This window comes from Acinetobacter calcoaceticus DSM 30006 = CIP 81.8 (assembly GCF_000368965.1).
In the GTDB taxonomy this organism is placed as follows: Bacteria; Pseudomonadota; Gammaproteobacteria; order Pseudomonadales; family Moraxellaceae; genus Acinetobacter; species Acinetobacter calcoaceticus.
The window spans coordinates 2,567,970-2,587,885 of sequence record NZ_KB849780.1 but is presented as its reverse complement, the minus strand read 5'-3'; the positions used below and the strand labels follow the sequence as shown (position 1 = coordinate 2,587,885).

The window sequence follows — 19,916 nt, the reverse complement described above, 5'->3', positions numbered from 1 at the left end:
TACCATTATGAATATGGCAGTGGAAATTAAAGCAACATCAAAATCGGCACATTTAACCCCAGAGCAAACAGAAGCTTTTGGTCGCCGTATTGAAGAAATTCGTCTTGAAGTGATGAAAGATCTCGGGGAAGAAGATTCAAAATATATTTACAAAGTACGTAATTTTGTACGCTACACCGAAATTGCATCACGTGGCATGTTGATGTTTGGTGGTTGGATTCCACCAGTATGGTTGTTGGGTACGGCTATGCTAGGCGTATCAAAAATCGTTGAAAACATGGAACTCGGCCATAATGTGATGCATGGTCAGTTTGACTGGTTAAATGACCCAACGCTTAACGGTGCAACCTATGACTGGGATACGGTGTGTACGGGTGAAGACTGGAAATATACCCATAACTATAAGCATCATACCTATACCAATGTGTTTGGCATGGATCATGATATTAGCGGTTATGGTGTAATGCGCATGAGCCGTGAGCAAAAGTGGGAACCTCGTTTTTTATTCAACGTGCCAATGGGTTTTGTATTGTCAACGGGTTTTGAATGGCTACTGGCTTTGCAACGTCTAGAGATGGAAAAAGTATTGTTTGATGGCACCAAAACTTGGAAAGAAGTGTATGTAGAATCTAAAAATCTACGTAAAAAAATGGTACGTCAGTTTGGTAAAGATTATGTGCTGTTCCCACTAATTGCAGGACCAATGTTCTTGCCAGTATTGGCTGGTAACTTTTTTGCTAACTTGATTCGTAACTACTGGGCATCGACCGTGATTTATTGTGGTCATTTCACAGAAGACTCTGAAATTATCACTGACAATATTGATAATGAAACTAAAGCAGAGTGGTACTTGCGTCAGATTCGTGGTTCAGCAAACTTTACTGGCGGTAAAATCATGCATTTCTTGAGTGGCAACTTGAGTCATCAAATCGAACATCACTTGTTTCCTGATGTACCTGCCAACCGCTATCAAGAGATGGCACCTAAAGTACGTGAAGTTTGTGCAGAGTTCGGTCAACAGTACAATACCGCGCCCTTTGGATCTCAAATTTTGAGTGTGTATAAACGTCTGGCTGTTCACTCTTTGCCTGACAATGTGGTTGATCGTTTAGTGGCGACCAAGCGGACCTTTGTTGAGGCGGTGAAAGGCATGTTTGGCAAAGTTGCTTAATAAAGACAGAGCATTGTTTAAGGTATTCCAAATAGCTCCTTTTAAGGGGCTATTTTTATTTTTGAGTCATTAAAAGTGCAGACTTACATTTGAAAGTAGGGAATAAACTCAACCTGTCAAAATCCTTTGCTATACTATGCCCAGATTTGTATTTAAGAGAAGTTAGGAAGGATTATGCGTATTGACCAACGTGAATTAGACCAGTTACGTGAAGTAAAAATCACACGTAACTATACCCGTTACGCAGAAGGTTCAGTTCTGGTTGAGTTTGGTCACACCAAAGTCCTTTGTACTGCAAGTATCGATAATTCGGTTCCACGGTTTTTAAAAGGAAAAGGACAGGGCTGGGTCACTGCTGAATATGGCATGTTACCGCGCTCAACACACTCACGGTGTGACCGTGAAGCAGCGCGTGGTAAACAGTCGGGCCGGACACAGGAAATCCAACGTCTGATTGGTCGTAGCTTACGTGCTATGGTCGATTTGAAAAAGCTTGGCGAAAACACGATTACCATCGACTGTGATGTGATTCAGGCAGATGGTGGTACACGTACGGCAGCAATTACTGGTGCAGCTGTAGCATTGGTTGATGCTATGAATGTTTTATTGTCTCAAAAGAAAATTAAGCATGATCCGCTTAAAGGATTAGTTGCTGCAATTTCTGTGGGTATGTATCAAGATGAAGTACTACTTGATCTTTGTTATGAAGAAGATTCGAACTGTCAAACTGACTTAAATGTAGTAATGACACAAGCTGGCGAATTTATTGAAATTCAAGGTACAGCCGAAGATAAACCATTTACCCGTGCACAAAGTAATGCCATGTTAGAAATGGCTGAAAAAGGAATTGCCGAGCTTGTTAAAAAGCAACAAGAAGCTTTAGGCTGGTAATTTTAAACTTTCTAAAAAAACGCATCTTCGGATGCGTTTTTTTATACCTTCATCAAATCGACATAAAAACATCACTTGTTTGTCACTTTTACGCTTTATTAGTAGTTCGCATTTAAACCGTTTGGAAAAAACCAATGCGAAAACTTTCACTTTTATTAATTACATCTTTAGCACTCATGCTCAGTGCTTGTAACGATGATAACGACTCAGATAATTCATCGCCAACAACACCGCCAACCAGTAATTGCAAAATGCACTGTGCACCATAATAAGAACTCAGGATAGAACTAATGAATCGTCGCGAATTTCTTTTAAATTCTACAAAAACCATGTTTGGGACAGCTGCTTTAGCGAGTTTCCCGCTTAGTATCCAAAAAGCGCTGGCAATTGATGCCAAAGTTGAAAATGGAACTATCCAAGATGTTAAACACATCGTGATTTTGACTCAAGAAAACCGCTCTTTTGATAATTATTTTGGAACACTAAAAGGTGTGCGTGGTTTTGGAGACCGCTTTACCATTCCAATGACCGAAGGCCGAAAGGTTTGGGAACAATATGATGCTAAGAAAAATAAAATATTGCCTTACCATTTGGATAGCCGCTTAGGAAATGCACAGCGCGTTTCAGGTACGCCTCATTCATGGTCGGATGGCCAAGCCGCTTGGGACAATGGTCGAATGAGTGATTGGGTGGCGCATAAAAAGCCGCAATCGATGGGGTACTACAAAAAGCAGGAAGTGGAATATCAGTTTGCATTAGCCAATGCTTTTACCATTTGTGATGCTTACCACTGTGCGATGCATGCCGGTACCAATCCAAACCGTAAATTTATCTGGACTGGAACCAATGGTCCTACAGGTGCAGGTGTTGCCAGTGTCGTAAATGAGTTTGATGGTATTGGTCCTTCAAATGAGGGTTATGAATGGACGACTTATCCTGAGCGCTTACAACAGGCTGGTGTTAGCTGGAAAATCTATCAAAATATGCCGGATAACTTTACCGACAATCCTCTAGCAGGTTTCAAACAGTATCGCCGTGCAAATGAGCAGTCAGGGCAACCTGTAAGTAATGATGCTCTCGTTTGTCCTGCATACGATGAAAAGATTGATGCAACACAGCCGCTTTATAAGGGTATTGCCAATACCATGCCGGATGGTGGTTTTTTAGGAACTTTTAAAACAGATATCGCTCAAGGTAAATTACCGCAAGTAAGCTGGTTGGTTGCTCCTGCGACCTACAGTGAACATCCAGGGCCATCTAGTCCTGTACAGGGTGCTTGGTATATTCAGGAAGTATTAAATGCTTTAACTGAAAAACCTCAAGTTTGGAGTCAGACGGTTTTATTAGTGAACTTTGATGAGAATGATGGTTTCTTTGACCATATTCCTTCACCAAGTGCACCTTCTAAAGATGAAAAAGGTGTAGTTCAGGGGAAAACGACTTTAAGTGATCAGCAAGTGTCTTATGAGTACTTTACTCATCCAGCAGTCGCTACAGCAAAATCTCAACCTGCAACAGATGGACGTGTTTATGGACCGGGTGTACGCGTTCCAATGTATGTGATTTCACCATGGAGTCGTGGGGGATGGGTGAATTCACAAGTCTTTGACCATACTTCTATTTTACAGTTCTTAGAAAAGCGTTTTGGTGTGCAAGAACCAAATATTAGTCCATACCGCCGTGCCGTGTGTGGCGATTTAACTACAGCTTTTGATTTTAAAACACCGAACCTTTTGCCTGTAAATGAGTTAGTAGGTAAGAAAACAAAAGCAGAAGCAGATGCTATTCGCGTGGCTCAAGCTTTATTGCCACAAGTTTCGGTTCCAAGCCAACAACAATTTGCACAGCAGGAAATGGGCATTAGACCTTCACGTGCTTTGCCTTATATTTTGCATACCAGTGCTAAAGTTGATGCAGCACAAAAGACAGTAAAGCTGATGTTTTCAAATACAGGTAAACAGGCAGCGGTTTTCCATGTGTATAACCGATTAGATCTTACAGCGATTCCACGCCGTTATATGGTTGAAGCGGGTAAACAGTTAGATGATGTCTGGAATGCTACAAATGGGCAGTACGATTTATGGGTACTTGGGCCAAATGGTTTCCACCGCGCATTTAAAGGCAATTTGAGTCAAGCTAACCAGACTCAAGCATTGCCGGAAATTAGAGTGTGTGTGGAAGAATGTGATGCGAATTTGTATTTAAAAGTGCGTCATGATGGTAATAAGTCAGTCAAGCTGACAGTCAAAGCAAATGCTTATCTTGCAAATAAGACATGGACTATAGAAACGGATCGCCCTGAAAAAGAACTGGTTTGGGATATGTCTGAATTTGGTGGTTGGTACGACTTCACTGTGACATTAGCTGATGATGCTACTTTTAGCCGTCGCTTTGCAGGTCGTATAGAAACTCAAGAAGATTCAATTTCTGATCCATATATGGGTTATTTAGAGTCTTAAGTTGGTAAGTTATTTCCTTAATGAGGGTATTGGAATTTATTCCTCATTAGCTGGTGCTAAAAGTCATCTGCAACCTGTCTATAATCTATAAGGATCTTATTTTTGCAACAAAATAGGATAGAGGATGAAAGTGGGCAGGTTTTGCAGATGACAATGCCTTTGGTCTTGCATGGCTTTAGTCGCCATTCAGGGCAAAACCAAAGTAACAGAATTAGCTGTTGGCAAAAAATTCTAGACGGTAAGACTCCGTCGCGTAGGTTGATAGAGAGAAACAAGATATCCCTGTCACAATAGTAAATACAGGGTTTAGGCTGTTGATATAAAATTGTATTTGGGGGGAGAGACTGTTGTATAGATGAATAATAAAAATAAAGACTTACCTTTTGTAACAGAACCTCCTCAGCTCCGTCATATTTATCTTTTATTGTAGGATCTTAATTTTTTAAGAGTAATGGGGAAAATTTATGCTACAAGGTTTTATTGTATTATTAGCTGTAGTAACTTTCGTTTTAATGGCTGCCGACCCACGTGATAGTGGGGCGCAAGCGACTCAGTCAGCATGGCAAAAAACACAAGCAGCAGACATGACCAAGTCGCAAAAAAATACTAATAACGATGTGGACTTTATTTAAGCATTAAAACGCATTGATAAATCAACAGCTCTAACGTCTTTAGTCAGTACACCCATAGAAATGTAGTCAACACCAGTAGTGGCAACTTCGCGCAAGTTTTCAATGGTGATATTACCTGATGCCTCTAACTTACAACGGCCTGCAACATGTTTTACAGCATCAATCATTTGTTGTTGACTGAAGTTATCAAGCATGACAATGTCTGCACCAGCTTCAAGCGCTTGATTTAGCTCATCCCAAGTTTCAACTTCGACTTCAACAGGTTTACCCGGTGCAATTTGATGGGCTTTGGCAATTGCCTGAGCAATACCACCTGCCGCCATAATATGGTTTTCTTTAATTAAGAACGCATCAAATAAACCGAGACGATGGTTCTGTCCACCACCGACAGCTACAGCATATTTTTGTGCAATGCGTAAGCCTGGTAAGGTTTTGCGTGTATCGAGGAGTTTTGTATTTAAACCTTCGAGCTGTTGAACATATTCAGCTGTTTTTGTTGCAACCGCAGATAAAGTTTGAATAAAGTTTAAAGCAGGGCGCTCTACAGTAAGTAAGCTACGCGCAGAACCAGCAAGCTTTAAAAAGGCTTCATTTGCAGCAACACGCTCACCTTCTTGTTTTAACCAAGTCACCTGTACCGTATTGTCATAAGCTGAGATGAGTGCATTGACCCAAGGCTGTCCAGCTAAAACCATATCTTCACGGCTGATAATGGTTGCTGTTGCCTGTTCATCTTCAGGTGTGAGCATAGCGGTAATATCACCGTCCCCAATATCTTCTTGTAATGCTTGTTGAATATTGATTTGAATTGATTGTTCAAGCAAAGACTGAGGTATGCTCATACGGTTTCCATTTTGTAGATGACCCTAAAACTTGCGATATATTAGCACCGTCGACTTTAAAAATAAGCTGTTTTATCAGATTAATCGCGATAAACAATCGTATTTACTACTTTGAAAAGTAGATAACTGTTTTAAACTAAAACAATTGGCAAGCAATTTATTGGCATCTCAATGAAGCAAATCACACCGTATGAAGTTATAGATGGACAATTAAAAGGGGCGAAACAAATCCCTTCTCCAAATTTTAACCAGCGGCCGACTGGTACCGAAATTCAAATGATTGTTGTTCATAATATTAGCTTGCCACCATCTCAATTTGGAGGCGGGTATATTGAGCAGTTTTTTCAAAACAAGTTAGATTGGTCAGTTCATCCTTATTTCCAGACCATTGAGGGGATGCAGGTTTCTACGCATTTGCTGATTTTACGTAGTGGGGAAGTCCTACAGTTTGTTAATTTTAACGATAGGGCATGGCATGCAGGGCGTTCGAGTTATTTAGCCAAAGTAGAATGCAATGATTATTCAATTGGTATAGAGCTTGAAGGGAGTGATGATTTGCCCTTTGAAGAAGTACAATACAATGTATTAACCGACGTCGTTACTGCCATTCGTCAGGCTTATCCTGAAATTAAAAACCATATTGCAGGACATTCAGATGTTGCGCCCGGCCGAAAAACTGATCCGGGACCTTATTTTAAATGGCAGCACTTTAGACAATTGTTGGGTCAGAAAAAAACTTGAGTTTGTTCATCATTTCACAACGAAAAGATTTTCTAGTTTCATTACAATAGCGTCTTTCGAATATAGCTGTAGGTGAGTACGATGGCATTGTGGCGATCGACTTTTATTGTCAGTGCAATGACGATGTTGTCACGAGTGTTAGGGTTAGTGCGTGACGTCGTATTGCTCAACGTGTTTGGTGCGGGTAAAGATTTTGATACCTTCGTCGTCGCTTTTCGTATTCCCAACTTCTTTCGACGATTGTTTGCCGAAGGTGCCTTTTCTCAGGCCTTTATTCCGGTACTCACCGAATATAAAACAGGCCGAGCACACGCTGAAGTGCAGATCTTAATTAGTCGGGTATTTGGCTGTTTGCTGACAGTCATGACCTTACTTACTTTTGTGGCTATGGTTTTAGCGCCTGCTATCATTTATATGTACGCCCCGGGTTTCCATAGTGATCCTGAAAAGTTCGATTTAGCAGTCAGTATGTTCCGTCTGACCATCCCTTATTTATTGTTTATGTCGCTGACTGCTTTTGCCAGCAGTATTTTAAATAGTTATGGTTCGTTTGCTTCACCAGCTTTTTCACCAGTTTTGCTGAATGTAGCGATGATTGCAGGCGCATGGTGGCTTACGCCGTATATGGCTGAACCGATCAAAGCATTAGGCTGGTCAGTTGTTGTGGCGGGTGTTTTGCAGTTAGCGATACAAATTCCAGAGCTATGGCGTAAAAATCTGCTGATTCCACCTAAAGTTGATTTTAAACATGAAGGTGTAGAACGCATTTTAAAATTAATGCTTCCTGCATTATTCGGTGTATCTGTGACTCAGATTAACCTGTTATTAAATACGATTTGGGCATCTTTCATGCAAGATGGTTCAGTGTCTTGGCTCTACAGTGCAGAGCGTATGACTGAATTGCCGTTAGGTTTAATTGGCGTTGCGATTGGTACAGTGATTTTACCTTCACTGTCTGCCCGTCATGCAGAACAAGATCAAGCAAAGTTCCGCGGTATGATCGACTGGGCTGCAAAAATTATTGTATTAGTTGGCTTACCAGCAAGTATTGCCTTATTTATGCTTTCTACACCGATTATTCAGGCATTATTCCAGCGTGGCGAGTTTGACCTACGTGATACACAAATGACAGCTCTAGCACTGAAATGTATGAGTGTAGGGGTGATTTCGTTTATGCTTATTAAAGTCTTTGCACCTGGTTTTTATGCACAGCAAGATACCAAAACACCAGTACGTGTCGGTTTAATGTCAGTTGCAGCGAATGCTATTTTAAACGTTATATTTATTGGTTTCTTTAAGCTGATTGATTGGCATGCAGAGCATATGGCACTTGCATTGGCATCTTCAGGCTCGGCTTTAGTGAATGCGGGTTTACTCTACTTCTATTTACATAAGCGTAATATTTTCCGATTTGGTTCACATTGGAAAAAGCTGTTTCTTCAATATGGTTTAGCGAACCTTGCCATGATTGCAGCACTTTGGTTTGCGTTAAATTGGTATAACGGTGAACTTTCACAGTGGTTACGTGTTGCCGAAGTGGTTGGATTGTGTGTAGTCGGTATAGTTGCTTATCTGGCCGGCCTATTACTTACAGGCTTCCGTCCTAGAGATTTAAAACATTGATACAAAATTATTTGATTGCTATTAATTCAAAATTTTATAGCAATTTAATTAAAATAATATTTTATATAATATAGGAATTTAAGTGTGAATTATTCATATAAATTAATTTTATTTATTTTGTTAATTTCGACACAAGGAAAAGTGGTCGCTGATAATGAATTAAATAATTATTTAAGTATAAAAGCATACTTATCTATACCTACTTGGGATAAAAAAGAGAGATATAATTCTTCTCATTTTTTAATGGTACCAATGCATTATATATATAAGAACAATCAAAATCCTCTAGAAAAGGATTTTGATATTCATATAAATAAATTTTTAGATAAGGGTGTAGATACTATTGATCTAAATATACATAAAGAAAGATTAACTACATGGCAATATTACTACTTTTTAAGTGAATATGCAGTTCTCTCAAATTATAAAAATGAAAGATTAAATGAGTATTTGTTAGTAAGTGTAAAAAACTTTTGGTTAAAATCTACTGCCTGGCAATGGGGCGGTGTTAATAATTTTAAGAATATGAGAGAAAGAGTAAACTGGAAGTTAAATGCATCAATAAATAGTCATGACTATAGAGTGGGAATAATAGATGAAGAATTATTTTTATTCGGTGTTGCAGCTAATCTTAAAAAAAAATATCCAAATGATAAAGATTTAAATGATATTGTCCAAATTGCATTAGAGGTCTTTAAGCGCAGAAGTAGTTTTACTAAAGAGGGTGGATGGTTGTTTGATGTGGGTATTTGGGATAATTATAATGATTATGCATATGCTGGTTATAGTAGAAAAGATATTGTTAAGACTAAGAAACCTTTAAAACAAATGGTAACTGATAGCTCTCATTTTTTTAGAATGCCTAAATTACTTTTGTCCTTAGAAAATGCTGGATTAGATAAAAAAGATAAATTAATGGTTGAAAAATATAGGAAGGGTTTAAATAAACAGTTCTTTGAAAAAGTTTTAGTTATTAGGAATAATCATATTTATTTAACAAATTATATGGATGGAAGAAATGGTATATTTCGATGGGAGTACCCTAGTTTAGGAAAAGGACAAGGCTATGGACCATATGAGTTAACCTACTCTTTTGGTATGGGGTGGTGGGTGTTTTTATCAAATAAAGATATAAAGCAAACTTATACTAATTATTATCATCAAATAAGAGAAAATGTTTCTGAAGATAAGTGTGATATGACAATGAAAAAAATAATAGAGCAAAAAAAAATTATAGATCGTAAAAGTTTCAATGAATGTTTGTATATTTATAATTCATTTCTTTCCTCAAAAATTTAAGTTATTTAATGCTAAGTATTAATTTAAACTAATACTTAGCATTAAAATTTATTGAATTTTTATTAATTCAATATCAAAAATTAAAGTGCTATTTGGGCCAATCGTGTCACCTGCACCGACTTCACCATAAGCAAGATTAGCCGGAATAAAGAAACGAGTTTTTCCGCCTTCTTTCATGGTTTGCAGACCTTCTGTCCAACCTGCAATCACTTGACTGAGCTGAAACTCAACCGGATGATTACGCGCAATAGAACTATCAAATACAGTTCCGTCTAGTAAACGCCCTTCATAATTCACTTTAACACGAGATGTGGCTTTCGGTTTTTGACCATTACCTTCTTTTAATACTTGGTATTGAAGACCAGATTTAGTCGTGATCACACCGGATTTCTTTGCATTGTCAGCTAGAAATTTTGTACCAGCCAGAGCATTCTGTTGCCCTGTTTTTTGAAATTCGACGAGTTGTTTGGCTTCTAAGGTTTTCTTATAGTCATTAATCGCTTTTGCCATTTCTTCATCAGTTAGGCGTGCTGTTTTACTTTGCGCACCTTCTTGAAGACCTTGGTAAAAAATATCAAGGTTTAAATCTTTTAAAGCATCTGTATTATTACGACCCATCAAATAGCCATAACTATAGCTAAATTGTTCTTTTGCTGGGCTTTTATTCGTTATAGGCGTTGCAGCAAAAACAGATAAACTCATTGTTGATGTTGCAATAATTAGACCAATTTTTTTCATGCTGTTTTCCAAAAAAAGGAGAGTAGTGTTCTACTCTCCTGAGTGTTTTTATTTCACTGAAATGAGTTCTACATCAAAAATCAGTGTACTGTTTGCTGGAATGCCAGGAACTTCCTGAGGGCCATAGGCAAGATTTGATGGAATGAAGAACGTCGCTTTACCACCTTCTTTCATCAATTGAAGTCCTTCGGTCCAGCCTGGAATAACCTGATTGAGTGGAAATTCAACTGGCTCACCGCGTTTATAAGAACTGTCAAAAACCTGACCATTAATTAAACGGCCTTCGTAATGTACTTTAACGATAGACTGCGCAGTAGGTTGCTTACCTGTGCCTTCTTTAGTAATGATATATTGCAAGCCAGACGCCGTGGTTTTGACCCCAGCTTTTGTTTTATTTTCTGCAAGGAATTGAACATCTGCAGATTCAGACACTGCTCCAGCCGCTTGTTCTGGATTATTCTGTTGCTGCATTTTTTGCTGTAACTCTTTTTCATATGCGGTTACAGCAGCTTTCAACTCTTCTTGAGTATAAGCACTTGGCTGCTTGCTACGAGCATCATGAATCCCTTTCACAAATGATTTTGTATCTAGCTCAGGTGGAGTTTGCTGAGCAACTTCATATCCAAGAACATAGCTGATTTTTTCAATTGGAGAGGCATTTTTATTTGCCTTGCTTCCGACTTCTGTGGTCGGATGTTGGCTTGCATAATATACTGGTACAAGTGCAGCACCGCCTAAAACTACAGCGACAGCAATGGGTAAGGCTTTACTCATAAAAGGTTCCAAAAATAATCATTTGAGTCTAAAAAGGCTGCTTTCGATCTTAGCATGCTTAAGCATAGAATGTTTAACAAAAAAAACGAGTGGTTTTTTATATATTTTAGTTAGTTTTAGTAGGGATATACTTAAAAAAATCTTAAATAAAAAACCGGATCATTTGATCCGGTTTTTTCATGACTTTACGCTTAATCTTCTTTTTGTGCTTTGTAAGCATAGGCGTAGTTATAGCCGTAACCGTAACCCGCGCTAGCACGTTGAATGTCATTGAGAATAAAGCCGTTGACTTTAACACCCGCTTGTTCAAAGCGATTAAGTGTTAATTCAAGCTCTTTCATTTGTGACTTAGCATAACGAGCAACAATTAAGTTCACACCTGTATATTGCGAAATAATAATACCGTCTGTTACTGCAAGCACTGGTGGAGTATCAATAATGATGTGGTCATATTGACTTTGTAGCTGCTCAAGTAATTCTTTAAATTGGTTTGAGCTTAAAATTTCTGAAGGATTTGTTGGACTCTTACCACGAGTAATCACATCAAGGTTAGCAACTTGAGTTTTGTGTAATACTTTTTGTAGATCAGCTTGCCCACTTAGTAATTCAGAAAGACCCGGTTTCACATCAACATCGAAGTATTTATGCATATAACCACGGCGCATATCTGCATCAATCAGTAAGACTCGTTTATCTCCTTGCGCAAAAATTGTTGCAAGGTTGGTCGAAATAAATGATTTACCCTCTTCTGGAGATGGTCCCGCAATCATAATAATATTATTTTTTGCATTTGCTAATGCAAAGTGGATTGCTGTACGGATACTCCGCAAGCTCTCAATTGCAATATCATCACTGTTTTTAACGGCAAGAATAGGAATACTCTTCTTCTTCTTTAAAATCTTAATACGACTTTCTTGAATTGGTGAACGTGGCACGGTTGCATAGACTGGTAAATCTAACTCATTTTCAATTTGACTAGAATCTTTAATCCCTGTACGTAGCATATTACGTAATAGGGCAATTAAAGTACCAATAAAACCGCCTAAGAATAAAGATAAGATAAGGACTAGTAACTTTTTAGGTTTAATTGGTTCAACTGGTTCAACAGCAGTATCAACAATACGTACATTACCAATTTCCCCTGCTTTTGCAATACGAAGCTGCTGGTAAGAGTTAAGTAGTGCTGTATAAAGCTGAGTCTTTACTTCAACTTCACGGTACAACTGTAGATATTGACGTTGTACATCTGGTAGTTGTTTTAATGTGCTATTTAAATCACCGATTTGTTTATTAATGGCAGTGAGTTGTCCATTAATTTCGCGCATTGCTGGATGCTCAGCAGTATATTTTGCAGCCATTTCAGCTTGTTTTTGTTCAAACTCCGCTTTTTTAGTTTCTAAAGTAATACTTTGAGTTAAATATAGTTCGGACTCTTTATTCACATCAACAGTGTTATATTGCTGACGGAATTTGTTAAATTGACGTTCAGCATCATCAAGTTGTTTTTTTAGATCTGGTAGCTGTTCATCTAAGAATTTTAAGGTTTGAGCAGATTCTGCCGAACGACGTTCAATATTTTGTGCGCTATAAGTTGCTAAAATTGCATTTAAAACTTTAGTAATATGCTCTTTGTCTTGTCCTTGATAGTTTAAGCCTAATACTCCGGTAAGCTTCCCTTGTTCTGCAACGGAGTAATTTGAGCTTATTGTATTCACTGCAGCAGGTAAAGATAAGTTCCTGATATTATAAGTTGTATCAAACTGATCTTTTGTGAATATTGCAATTTTCCAAGAACCATACGGCCCTGCAACTTGGTTTAACTGATTTAAAGGGACATTTAATACTACTTCTTCAGTTGCTGGGTCAGTTAAACGTAAAGATTGTTTATCAAAGTTAAGATGTAAGGTTTTATCTAGATAATACGCTGGAATTTCTAGTGTACGAATTTCAAAACTTTTTAGACCATCCTTAAAGATGACGGATTTTTTATTATATTCAGTTTTATATTCAGTATCGCTCAATAAGCGATGACTAAGAGTATTTTCTGTACTGGAAATCTGTATATTTAGATGTAGTTCTTTAATGACAGAACCTAAAACTAAACGAGACTTTAAAATTTCGATTTCAGCTTGAGCCGGTGACTTCTGCTCAATCATATTGGACAGATCGCCTAATAGTGCAGCAGAAGCTCCCTTGCTGTCTTCTACTTGAACTAGTGCATCAACAGAGTAAGTATTGGGGGTGACACGTAAGTAGAGTAGAGCACATACAAGACTTAAAATAACGCATAGAGCGATAAGCTTCCACTGCGCAATGAGTGAAAAAAACAATTCTTTTAAATCAATTGTATCTTCGGTATTCGTATTTTGGTTCATAAGCTTAAAATCTTGGCGTTAAATATAAGGTTTCCAGTCAGCAATGCACTGTTGAATGAGCTGACAGGTTTCATCAAAAATAGCTTGGTCGTGCTGATAAGGATCTGGCACATTTCTATTCTGCCAATGACCCAAGCGATAAGTTTTACCTTTTGCAAAGGGCCAAGTTTGCTCAATATGTTTTTGCTGGTTGTGACTCATGACCAAAATAAGGTCAGCTTTTTTAATATGTTCCGCATTTAACTTTCTTGCAATATGAGGCTGCATATCGATGCCTAGACGTTGCATACAAAGTTGTGCTTTGTTGTCTGCTTGATGGCCTACAAGCCCTGAAATGCCTGCAGATTCAATATTTAATTGAGGATATTGTTGTTTTAAAAAATATTCTGCCATAGGGCTACGACAGATATTTCCAATACAGACCACTAAAATGTTTTTAAATTGCATAACAATTATTGCCCCAAACGGTCTATGTTATATAAAGCATTTGAGAAAGGAATAATCTGGTTAACCACACGTTGCCAGCGAGTCAAGCCGGTCGCATCTACATAGACAATATCATTACTACGTAGTTTAAATTGATTGGCTAAGCCAAAGTCACCAATGCTCATTAAATTTAAATGATAAATTTCTGTTGTATGGTCATTAGGGTTAGTGCGTACTACATAAATGCGGCTTGCACTCGCCGAAATTGGGTTAATTCCTAAGCTTTCACCTAATGCATCAGTTAGTGTCATACCTTGATCACGCATTGGTAAAGCTTGGTTCTTGCCTGATTCACCCATGACGTAAATTTTCTGATTTTCGCGTGTACTTACATAAATTGTATCGTTCGGTTGAACTAGTAGTTTATGTAATGAATAACCCGCTTTTTCTAAATCGATCGTATTTAAATTATAGGTTCGACCATTACGAATAAGCTGAATGTAAGTATTATCGCCTCTATCACTTACGCCACCAGCAAGTCCTAAAGCTGTATATACACTTACAGGCTGGTCACTTAAATAAAACTGTCCGCCTTTTATGACACTGCCTTGGACGGAAAAGCGCTGACCTTCATAGGATAATACTCTTACCGTAACATCCGGATTTTTTAAAAATCGGGCTAATTGACCACGTAACTCACGGTTAACTTGAGCCAGAGTTTTACCGGAAGCCTTATAGCGGCCTACTAACGGAAATTGAATATAACCACTCTGGTCAATTGGATAACCATTTGCCTGAACAGATTGCTCATTATTAACGTTGTTTACAGGGGGGGTGATTTCAGGATAAGCCCATAGCTGAATTGAGAGTACATCGCCTGAGCTTAAGCGGTAAACCGGTTGTTGATTTTTAAATAGGGCTGCATAGTCGCGTTGATAGTCGACCTGAGCTGGTTGTATTGCTGGTAGTGTTTCTTGAGAAATTTTAACAACGTTAACCGTAGTTCCAAGGTCGGTTCTATAAACGCCTTCATTTGGAATATCGTAAGTTTGTAAACCGGAAGTGACCGCACAGCTGGCAGCACTTAAACTTAAGGTAAGAACAGAAAAAAACTGACAATACTTCACAAGCAACCCTTTGTGTATTTATCTTTAATTGATACTGTCTGTATCATTAATCGTATAGCATTAAATGCTTAGGTTAGACAGAGATGGTCTGATTCTAGCTGAAAAAAAAATAAAAAACATAGAAAAAAACGTAGAGCTTTGTATGTTTAATTTATATCAGTACACTTTACCACATCATTAGTTAACCTCTCTGGAAATAGAAATTTGATGTAAAGATAAATTAGGTTATCTAAAAAGAAGCTAAGATCTGTAAACACTTTTATACAATTGAATTACGGTTAATAAAAAAAAACTGATATAGTTACGCACGACGATATTTGGTCATATGTATCATTATTTAATATATACAATTTGTAAGGAATAAGGCTAACTTTTATGCAACTTGCCGATTTAAGAATAGCGATTATAGGTTTAGGTTATGTAGGCTTGCCATTGGCGGTTGAGTTTGGGAAAAAAGGGCCGGTAATTGGATTTGATATTAATCAAAAACGTATTGATGAATTAAAAAGTGGTCAAGACCATACTCTAGAAGTTACACCTGAAGAGCTGCAACAATCACAACACTTAAGTTTTAGTGCAAATTTAGATGACTTAGAACAAAGTAATTTTTTTATTGTAACTGTTCCAACACCTGTTGATCAGGTTAACCGACCAGATTTAACCCCTTTAAGAAAAGCGAGTGAAACTGTAGGGCAAGCTTTAAAGAAAGGCGATATTGTTGTATATGAATCTACAGTATATCCAGGTGCTACAGAAGAAGTTTGTATTCCTATCTTAGAAAAAGTCTCTGGGCTAAAATTTAACGAAGATTTTTTTGCTGGTTATAGTCCTGAACGTATTAACCCTGGCGATAAAGTTAATACATTGACTAAAATTAAAAAGATTACGAGTGGTAGCACTCCCGAAGTTGCAAATACTGTAGATGCCGTATACGCAAGCATTATTACTGCTGGTACTCACAAAGCAACTAGTATTAAAGTTGCAGAGGCTGCCAAAGTTATTGAAAACACGCAACGTGATTTAAATATTGCTTTAGTAAATGAGCTTTCTGTTATTTTTGATCGTATTGGTATCGACACTCTAGATGTTTTAGAAGCAGCTGGTAGTAAATGGAACTTCTTACCGTTCCGTCCAGGTTTAGTCGGTGGGCATTGTATCGGTGTTGATCCTTACTATTTGACTCATAAAGCAGAAGAAGTTGGCTATCATCCACAAGTGATTCTTGCTGGTCGTCGTATCAACGACAATATGGCCCGTTATGTTGCTCGTAACACGATTAAACTGATGCTTCAAAACGGTATTGATGTCCCTCGTGCAAAAGTTGGTGTACTCGGAGTGACTTTTAAAGAAAACTGTCCTGATATTCGTAATAGTAAAGTAGCAGATCTTATTAAAGAGTTAGAGTTCTGGGGTGCGCAAGTTGTAGTGGCAGACCCATGGGCAGATGCAGATGAAGTTAGACATGAATATGGTATTGAGCTTGGGAAAGTTGACGCTCAAAACCCTGTGGATAGTGTCATTATTGCGGTAGGTCACAATGAATTCCGTTCACTTTCAGCAAGTGAATTGCGCAGTTATATGAAGGGTGAAAAGCCTGTGTTAGCTGATGTTAAGAGCCTTTTTGATCGCACTGAAATGTCAGCTGCAGGCTTTACTGTATTCCGTCTCTAATTTTATCTTATTATTAAATTGAAGTTTTGATCATGAAAAAATTTGCTCTTATTGGTGCAGCTGGATATATCGCACCACGCCACCTTAAAGCTATTAAAGAAACAGGTAATACTTTAGCAGTTGCTATGGATGTAAATGACTCTGTGGGAATTATGGATAGTCATTTCCCTGAAGCGGAATTCTTTACTGAGTTTGAAGAATTTGAAGCCTATGTAGAAGACCAAAAGCTAAAAGGTGAAAAGCTGGATTATGTAGCGATTTGCTCACCCAACTATCTACATGCACCACATATGAAATATGCTTTGAAAAATGGCATTGAAGTCATTTGTGAAAAACCGCTGGTGCTGAACTCAGAAGACTTAAATATGCTTTCTGAATATGAAAAGCAATATGGTGGCAAGGTAAACTCAATTTTACAATTACGTTTGCACCCATCTATTATCGCACTGCGTGACAAGGTTCAAGCTGCGCCGGCTGATAAAGTATTTGATGTTGACCTTACTTATTTAACTTCTCGTGGTAAATGGTATCTAAAATCATGGAAAGGGGTAGACAATAAATCAGGTGGTGTAGCAACCAATATCGGTGTGCATTTTTACGACATGTTGCATTTTATTTTCGGCAAAATCGTTAAAAATGAAGTGCATTTCCGTGATGAGAAAACGGCTTCTGGTTATTTGGAATACGAACGTGCGCGCGTGCGTTGGTTCTTGTCAATTGACGCGAATAACTTGCCAGAAAATGCTGTGCAAGGTGAAAAGTTAACCTATCGTAGTATTACCATTGAAAATGAAGAGCTTGAGTTTTCAGGTGGCTTTACCGATTTACATACACAAAGCTATCAACGTGTATTAGAAGGTAAAGGTTATGGTGTTGAAGAGAACCGTGCAGCAATTGAAACAGTTGAAGTGATCCGTGTTTCTCCAATTGTTGAAAACCCAGAAAATCCACATCCATTATTGGCAAAGGTGAAAAAAGCATGAGCTTTTATCAACATGAAACTGCCATAGTCGATGATGGCGCACAAATTGGTGAAGACTCACGTGTTTGGCATTTCGTTCATGTCTGTGGTGGTGCCAAAATTGGTAAAGGCGTGTCTTTAGGTCAAAACGTCTTTGTTGGTAACCGCGTTGTGATTGGTGACCATTGTAAAGTCCAAAATAATGTATCGGTTTACGATAATGTATTTTTGGAAGAGGGTGTATTTTGTGGCCCAAGCATGGTCTTTACCAATGTGTATAACCCTCGTTCTTTAATTGAGCGTAAAGATCAATATCGTGACACGCTGGTGAAAAAGGGAGCCACATTAGGGGCAAATTGTACGATTGTCTGTGGTGTCACCATTGGAGCATATGCTTTTGTTGGTGCTGGTGCTGTAGTGAATAAAGATGTACCTGCTTATGCACTAATGGTCGGGGTGCCCGCGAAACAAATTGGCTGGATGAGTGAGTTTGGTGAGCAGCTTGATCTTCCTTTGCAAGGGCAAGCCCAAGTAACCTGTTCACATACAGAAGCAGTTTATAAACTAGATGGAACGACACTGACAAAGCAGGGTTAATATGATTGACTTTATTGATTTAAAAACACAGCAACATCGAATTAAAGATAAAATTGATGCTGGCATTCAAAATGTATTGACACATGGTCAGTACATTTTAGGCCCAGAAGTAATTGAGTTGGAAGAAAAACTTGCTGCCTATGTAGGTGCTAAACACTGCATTACTTGTGCCAATGGGACAGATGCCTTACAAATTGCACAAATGGCATTTGGTATTGGACCAGGTGATGAAGTCATTACACCAGGCTTTACTTATATTGCGACAGCGGAAACAGTGGCTTTATTGGGCGCAAAGCCAGTCTATGTGGATGTAAATCCGAAGACTTATAATTTAGACGTTGAAAAATTAGAAGCAGCAATTACCCCTCGGACCAAAGCCATTATTCCTGTGAGTTTATATGGTCAATGTGCCGACTTTGATGCTATTAATGCAATTGCTGCAAAGTATGGTATTCCTGTTATTGAGGACGCTGCGCAAAGTTTCGGAGCAACTTATAAAGGTCGTAAAAGCTGTAACTTAAGTACCGTTGCTTGTACCAGCTTTTTCCCTAGTAAGCCATTAGGTTGTTATGGTGATGGTGGAGCTATTTTTACCAGTGATGATGAGTTGGCTAAAGTAATCCGTCAAATTGCGCGTCATGGTCAAGATAAGCGTTATCATCATATCCGTGTGGGTGTGAATAGTCGTTTAGATACCTTGCAAGCAGCTATTTTATTACCAAAATTAGAAATTTTGGATGATGAAATGCAAGCACGTCAAAAAGTAGCTGAAGTTTATAATCAGTTATTTAATCAGGCAGGTATTCATACAACACCATATCTAGAATCGCATAATACCAGTGCCTGGGCACAATATACGATTCAGGTTGAGAACCGTGCAGAAATACAAGAGAAATTAAAAGCTCAAGGTATTCCAACAGCTGTGCATTACCCAATCCCTTTGAATAAACAACCTGCTGTGGCCGATGTAAGTGTGAAGTTGCCTGTAGGTGATGCGATTGCTGAAAGAGTAGTGAGCTTACCAATGCATCCATATTTAGAACAAGGATCACAAAAAATTATCGTGCAAAAAATAGAAGGTATAATATGAGTATACTTTTTGCGCGGTTAATTACAAAGATTGTCAATTGGGCTGTTAAGAAAACACATTTATACAATGTATCAAAATTTAAAGGTATTGCCTCTAGTGCTAGTATCGGGACTAAGTGTATTTTAAATTTACCTGTAAATAATTTATTCATTGGTGAAAAAACATATTTGAATGGAGCGCACTTATCAAGTGGACATAATTCGAAGATTATTATCGGAGATGGTTGTGCCATTGGATATAACGTATCAATAAAAGCTATTACTCATTCAAAGGAAAAGCCTACCAATAATAGTCTAGGGGGTATTAATCATGTCGAAAAAGATATCAAAATAGGAAATAATTGTTGGATTGGTGATAATGTTTTTATTCGCGAAGGAGTAATATTAGGAGATAATATAATTGTTGGTGCTAATTCAGTTGTTACAAAATCATTTGACAGTAACCTAATAATAGCCGGTATACCTGCAAAGATTATTTCTATTGTAAAGTAATATTGGAG

At 38.0% G+C, this 19,916-nt stretch carries 19 protein-coding genes; 13 read left to right on the top strand and 6 right to left on the bottom strand.

The annotated features are described in order from the left end of the window. Positions 1-7 precede the first annotated feature (7 nt). The 5 genes from F936_RS17085 to F936_RS19105 all read left to right on the top strand — a co-directional run bounded on the left by F936_RS17085 (position 8) and on the right by F936_RS19105 (position 5,153). Positions 8-1,171, top strand: coding sequence for a fatty acid desaturase family protein (locus F936_RS17085; RefSeq protein ID WP_004640351.1), 1,164 nt, complete (start codon positions 8-10; stop codon positions 1,169-1,171). A gap of 174 nt (positions 1,172-1,345) precedes the next feature. Continuing rightward, entirely contained in the window at positions 1,346-2,062 is a 717-nt protein-coding gene (rph, locus tag F936_RS17080) for a ribonuclease PH (RefSeq protein WP_003655775.1), read from the top strand. A gap of 134 nt (positions 2,063-2,196) precedes the next feature. Beyond that, positions 2,197-2,331 (top strand): hypothetical protein, encoded by a 135-nt coding sequence (locus F936_RS19635; RefSeq protein ID WP_255787789.1) that lies wholly within the window; start codon positions 2,197-2,199, stop codon positions 2,329-2,331. Positions 2,332-2,352: 21 nt separating this feature from the next. Beyond that, positions 2,353-4,521: a phosphocholine-specific phospholipase C gene (locus F936_RS17075; RefSeq protein WP_005049258.1), complete on the top strand. Its 2,169-nt coding sequence runs from the start codon at positions 2,353-2,355 to the stop codon at positions 4,519-4,521. A 464-nt stretch (positions 4,522-4,985) separates the two neighbouring features. Next, positions 4,986-5,153, top strand: a complete 168-nt coding sequence (locus F936_RS19105) for an ABZJ_00068 family colistin stress protein (RefSeq protein WP_005049256.1) — start codon at positions 4,986-4,988, stop codon at positions 5,151-5,153. Here F936_RS19105 and nadC read toward each other — a convergent pair. Further along, complete coding sequence (nadC, locus tag F936_RS17070; RefSeq protein ID WP_005049254.1) at positions 5,150-5,995, bottom strand: carboxylating nicotinate-nucleotide diphosphorylase; 846 nt, start codon at positions 5,993-5,995, stop codon at positions 5,150-5,152. The genes F936_RS19105 and nadC overlap by 4 nt on opposite strands. A gap of 171 nt (positions 5,996-6,166) precedes the next feature. On the opposite strand from nadC, the gene ampD reads away from it, so the two are divergent. The 3 genes from ampD (at position 6,167) to F936_RS17055 (ending at position 9,658) form a co-directional block, all read left to right on the top strand. Beyond that, positions 6,167-6,736: a 1,6-anhydro-N-acetylmuramyl-L-alanine amidase AmpD gene (ampD, locus tag F936_RS17065; protein WP_004640357.1), complete on the top strand. Its 570-nt coding sequence runs from the start codon at positions 6,167-6,169 to the stop codon at positions 6,734-6,736. A 72-nt stretch (positions 6,737-6,808) separates the two neighbouring features. Further along, positions 6,809-8,359: a murein biosynthesis integral membrane protein MurJ gene (gene murJ / locus F936_RS17060; protein ID WP_171061278.1), complete on the top strand. Its 1,551-nt coding sequence runs from the start codon at positions 6,809-6,811 to the stop codon at positions 8,357-8,359. An 84-nt stretch (positions 8,360-8,443) separates the two neighbouring features. Then, the gene (locus F936_RS17055) at positions 8,444-9,658 is read left to right on the top strand and encodes a hypothetical protein (RefSeq protein ID WP_005049250.1); all 1,215 of its coding nucleotides are present in this window, start codon (positions 8,444-8,446) and stop codon (positions 9,656-9,658) included. A 48-nt stretch (positions 9,659-9,706) separates the two neighbouring features. Here the strand turns inward: F936_RS17055 and F936_RS17050 are convergent, their stop codons facing one another. From F936_RS17050 to F936_RS17030, 5 genes are all read right to left on the bottom strand, one after another. Then, complete coding sequence (locus tag F936_RS17050; RefSeq protein WP_005049248.1) at positions 9,707-10,396, bottom strand: BamJ family beta-barrel-assembly machinery protein; 690 nt, start codon at positions 10,394-10,396, stop codon at positions 9,707-9,709. 48 nt (positions 10,397-10,444) lie between these two features. Next, positions 10,445-11,170, bottom strand: a complete 726-nt coding sequence (locus F936_RS17045) for a BamJ family beta-barrel-assembly machinery protein (protein WP_005049247.1) — start codon at positions 11,168-11,170, stop codon at positions 10,445-10,447. Positions 11,171-11,361: 191 nt separating this feature from the next. Continuing rightward, entirely contained in the window at positions 11,362-13,545 is a 2,184-nt protein-coding gene (locus F936_RS17040) for a polysaccharide biosynthesis tyrosine autokinase (protein ID WP_005049245.1), read from the bottom strand. A gap of 18 nt (positions 13,546-13,563) precedes the next feature. Next, positions 13,564-13,992, bottom strand: coding sequence for a low molecular weight protein-tyrosine-phosphatase (locus tag F936_RS17035; RefSeq protein ID WP_005049242.1), 429 nt, complete (start codon positions 13,990-13,992; stop codon positions 13,564-13,566). 5 nt (positions 13,993-13,997) lie between these two features. Further along, on the bottom strand, positions 13,998-15,098 hold the full coding sequence (locus F936_RS17030; RefSeq protein WP_005049239.1) for a polysaccharide biosynthesis/export family protein: 1,101 nt from the start codon (positions 15,096-15,098) through the stop codon (positions 13,998-14,000). Positions 15,099-15,473: 375 nt separating this feature from the next. Between F936_RS17030 and tviB the strand changes: the two genes are divergently transcribed. The 5 genes from tviB to F936_RS17005 are packed head-to-tail and all read left to right on the top strand — an operon-like array spanning position 15,474 to position 19,908. After that, entirely contained in the window at positions 15,474-16,769 is a 1,296-nt protein-coding gene (gene tviB / locus F936_RS17025) for a Vi polysaccharide biosynthesis UDP-N-acetylglucosamine C-6 dehydrogenase TviB (protein ID WP_005049237.1), read from the top strand. Positions 16,770-16,801: 32 nt separating this feature from the next. After that, entirely contained in the window at positions 16,802-17,752 is a 951-nt protein-coding gene (locus tag F936_RS17020; protein ID WP_005049235.1) for a Gfo/Idh/MocA family protein, read from the top strand. Then, positions 17,749-18,327, top strand: coding sequence for a UDP-2-acetamido-3-amino-2,3-dideoxy-D-glucuronate N-acetyltransferase (gene wbpD / locus F936_RS17015; RefSeq protein WP_005049232.1), 579 nt, complete (start codon positions 17,749-17,751; stop codon positions 18,325-18,327). Before F936_RS17020 ends, wbpD begins: the two co-directional genes overlap by 4 nt. A 1-nt stretch (position 18,328) precedes the next feature. Then, on the top strand, positions 18,329-19,417 hold the full coding sequence (locus tag F936_RS17010) for a DegT/DnrJ/EryC1/StrS family aminotransferase (protein WP_005049230.1): 1,089 nt from the start codon (positions 18,329-18,331) through the stop codon (positions 19,415-19,417). Then, the gene (locus tag F936_RS17005) at positions 19,414-19,908 is read left to right on the top strand and encodes an acyltransferase (protein WP_005049228.1); all 495 of its coding nucleotides are present in this window, start codon (positions 19,414-19,416) and stop codon (positions 19,906-19,908) included. Before F936_RS17010 ends, F936_RS17005 begins: the two co-directional genes overlap by 4 nt. The last annotated feature ends 8 nt before the right edge of the window (positions 19,909-19,916 follow it).

What these genes read in the sequence shown, in the direction of transcription:
- F936_RS17085 (WP_004640351.1), top strand. Translation starts at nt 8, where the DNA reads ATGAATATGGCAGTGGAAATTAAAGCAACATCAAAATCGGCACATTTA.
- rph (WP_003655775.1), top strand. Translation starts at nt 1,346, where the DNA reads ATGCGTATTGACCAACGTGAATTAGACCAGTTACGTGAAGTAAAAATC.
- F936_RS19635 (WP_255787789.1), top strand. Translation starts at nt 2,197, where the DNA reads ATGCGAAAACTTTCACTTTTATTAATTACATCTTTAGCACTCATGCTC.
- F936_RS17075 (WP_005049258.1), top strand. Translation starts at nt 2,353, where the DNA reads ATGAATCGTCGCGAATTTCTTTTAAATTCTACAAAAACCATGTTTGGG.
- F936_RS19105 (WP_005049256.1), top strand. Translation starts at nt 4,986, where the DNA reads ATGCTACAAGGTTTTATTGTATTATTAGCTGTAGTAACTTTCGTTTTA.
- nadC (WP_005049254.1), bottom strand. Translation starts at nt 5,995, where the DNA reads ATGAGCATACCTCAGTCTTTGCTTGAACAATCAATTCAAATCAATATT.
- ampD (WP_004640357.1), top strand. Translation starts at nt 6,167, where the DNA reads ATGAAGCAAATCACACCGTATGAAGTTATAGATGGACAATTAAAAGGG.
- F936_RS17050 (WP_005049248.1), bottom strand. Translation starts at nt 10,396, where the DNA reads ATGAAAAAAATTGGTCTAATTATTGCAACATCAACAATGAGTTTATCT.
- F936_RS17045 (WP_005049247.1), bottom strand. Translation starts at nt 11,170, where the DNA reads ATGAGTAAAGCCTTACCCATTGCTGTCGCTGTAGTTTTAGGCGGTGCT.
- F936_RS17040 (WP_005049245.1), bottom strand. Translation starts at nt 13,545, where the DNA reads ATGAACCAAAATACGAATACCGAAGATACAATTGATTTAAAAGAATTG.
- F936_RS17035 (WP_005049242.1), bottom strand. Translation starts at nt 13,992, where the DNA reads ATGCAATTTAAAAACATTTTAGTGGTCTGTATTGGAAATATCTGTCGT.
- tviB (WP_005049237.1), top strand. Translation starts at nt 15,474, where the DNA reads ATGCAACTTGCCGATTTAAGAATAGCGATTATAGGTTTAGGTTATGTA.
- F936_RS17020 (WP_005049235.1), top strand. Translation starts at nt 16,802, where the DNA reads ATGAAAAAATTTGCTCTTATTGGTGCAGCTGGATATATCGCACCACGC.
- wbpD (WP_005049232.1), top strand. Translation starts at nt 17,749, where the DNA reads ATGAGCTTTTATCAACATGAAACTGCCATAGTCGATGATGGCGCACAA.
- F936_RS17010 (WP_005049230.1), top strand. Translation starts at nt 18,329, where the DNA reads ATGATTGACTTTATTGATTTAAAAACACAGCAACATCGAATTAAAGAT.
- F936_RS17005 (WP_005049228.1), top strand. Translation starts at nt 19,414, where the DNA reads ATGAGTATACTTTTTGCGCGGTTAATTACAAAGATTGTCAATTGGGCT.